The organism is Pseudoalteromonas sp. Z1A6, assembly GCF_011378745.1.
Lineage (GTDB): Bacteria > Pseudomonadota > Gammaproteobacteria > Enterobacterales > Alteromonadaceae > Pseudoalteromonas > Pseudoalteromonas arctica.
The window spans coordinates 1-2,474 of sequence record NZ_WTKW01000479.1 but is presented as its reverse complement, the minus strand read 5'-3'; the positions used below and the strand labels follow the sequence as shown (position 1 = coordinate 2,474).

Here is a 2,474-nt window from a genome sequence, read left to right as displayed (position 1 = left end):
GAATCACAGCATGATTCGGCCTTTGTTATGAAAAATAAACGTCAATTACATTGAATTTTATTTACTTGATTTTAGTTTATAGCTCAAAATCTTTTTTGAATTTCAAACCAAATTCACTGCGGTCATTACTACGCATTACACCAACAAAACCTGATTGTTGTAGGCGACCAACATCGTAAACTTCGTTTAGAACGTTTTCACCATACAGTGTAACTTCCATATCGCCATATGGATTAGTGTACGAAATATTAAAACCAACTAGTTCACGAGAATCAATGGTCTCACTTTGGTTGTAAACTGATTGACCTTGCATTTCACTGCGATACGAATAATTAGCATTAAACGCAAGTGTTGCGCCACTCTCTAAATCCATAAAGTAAGAAGGTGCAACCATGACAGTCCAGCGTGGCGTCAGTGCTGGTGAATCGCCTTTACCTATGCCTTGTACACCCTCAGCCACTTCTGTTATTTCAGAATCTAAATAACCAACTGCACTACGAATAGTAAAGTCATCGGTAATAGCAACGATTGTTTCAAGCTCAATACCTTGCGCTTTAGATTGACCTGCATTTTCTACAATTGTTACAAAGCCACCACCCGCTGTTGGATCTGAAAACGGCAATGCTAAATCGGTGTAATCAGTCACAAATACCGCAAGCATCATAGATACATTTTCGTGTACTTGGCCTTTTAAGCCCATTTCGTAGTTAATCGCTTTTGTTTCGTCAAACGATACAAATTGATCTGGTCCACCAAATGGACGCGGTGGAAAACCACCTGTTTGATAGCCTTTTTGAATCTGGCCATAAACATTCATATTATTGCTAAGCTGATAAGATGCATTTACATCCCACGTAACCGCATCAAAATCTGCACTTACATATTTACGAGTTGGAAATGATGGGAATATAGCATTTGCATCTTTTTCATCTTTTGAATAACGAAGGCCACCACCTACCGTTAAATCGTCAGTTAAATCGTAGCTAGCATTTATATATGCTGCATACGAATTAGTTTCTTGGTTAATTTCAAATTCGCCGTAACCGCCAAATGATTCTGTTACACCATCATTCAACAAGCCATTAGGTGTATTAAATGGGCTAAATACGAACGGGCCTGAACGTGTAAAGCCATCTTCATTAAAAAAGTAAAGACCAGATACAAAGTCCATATTATCGAATGTTGCATTTAGCTGAACTTCAAATGAGTACTGATCAGCACCGCCTTCCTCTGGAAACTCAGACAAGTTTAAAGGTGATGCATCATCATCTAGGCCACCTTCATACTCAGATGTACGGTAGCTTGAGATAAACTTAGTGGTATAAGTATCGTTAATTGCCCAATCGGCTGAAAACGATGTGCCCCAACCTGAGTAAGAGGTAGATTCAATACCCGCAACAGTTGTGCCTAAATCATCAGGGTCTGATGGAATTAAATCTTGAGTCAATAATGGGAAGTCGCCATTAAAAACATCATTTGAGTCTAGTGGGTCTGTCAATTCAATTGTATAAGGCGATTGGCCAGATTCGTTATCAACACCATCTAAAGAAAAAGTGAATGCTAAGTCGGTATTTGCTTGCCATTTAAGTGCAACACGACCACTAAATTCTTCTTCTTCACCAATTTCTTTTTCTGGGTTTGCTAAATTAACAGCTTCGCCCACACCATCACGTGTTTTGTACGATGCACTTGCAGACATACTTACATCATCTGTTAGTGAGTTATTAAAATAAACATCACCGGCAATACGTCCACGACTTCCCAGCTTAGCTGTAGTAGTAACAATACCTTCATCACCAGGTTGCTTTGTAATTACATTTACAGCGCCCCCTAATGTATTACGGCCATATAAAGTACCTTGTGGGCCACGAAGCACTTCAACACGCTCAACATTAGGTAATGATAAGTTAGAACCCATTTGACGACCTAAGTACACACCATCAAGATACACACCCACACCCGGATCGGTAGTTATTATGTGATCTTGCAAACCTATACCGCGGATAAATACAGACGCATGCGCAGAATTGCCCACGCCATAGCGGGTAATATTTAAATTTGGAACATATTTACCAATATCTTCTAGGTTACTCATATTGGCTTTATCAATTAGGTTAGCGCCAATTGAAGTGATAGCGGTTGGAGATTCAAACAGGCTCTCTGTACGTTTACGAGCTGTGACTTCTATCTTTTCAAATGCGTCTTGTTTAGCTGTTGTTTTAGTTTCTTCGGCGTTTACAGAGGTAGTGAGTGCAGCAAAAATTGCTAGACTTAGCTGTGAGAGGTTACGTAATTTCAAAATATTCTCCAAAGGATACCGTGTGATTTAGTTATGCATTTATACTTAAAAGTATAAATTTCAGGCATAAAAAAAGATGCGTAATGCATCTTTCCTCTGGATGGGTATTATATGACAGAATTGTGAAGAAATGTATAAATTATTTGAATAAATGTATAAAGAATAAAAGCAATTT

General features: G+C 38.5%; 1 protein-coding gene. It reads right to left on the bottom strand.

What is annotated here, in order from left to right:
• Nucleotides 1–76: 76 nt before the first annotated feature.
• Nucleotides 77–2,299, bottom strand: a complete 2,223-nt coding sequence (locus GQR46_RS18690) for a TonB-dependent receptor (RefSeq protein ID WP_165742032.1) — start codon at nucleotides 2,297–2,299, stop codon at nucleotides 77–79.
• Nucleotides 2,300–2,474: the final 175 nt, after the last annotated feature.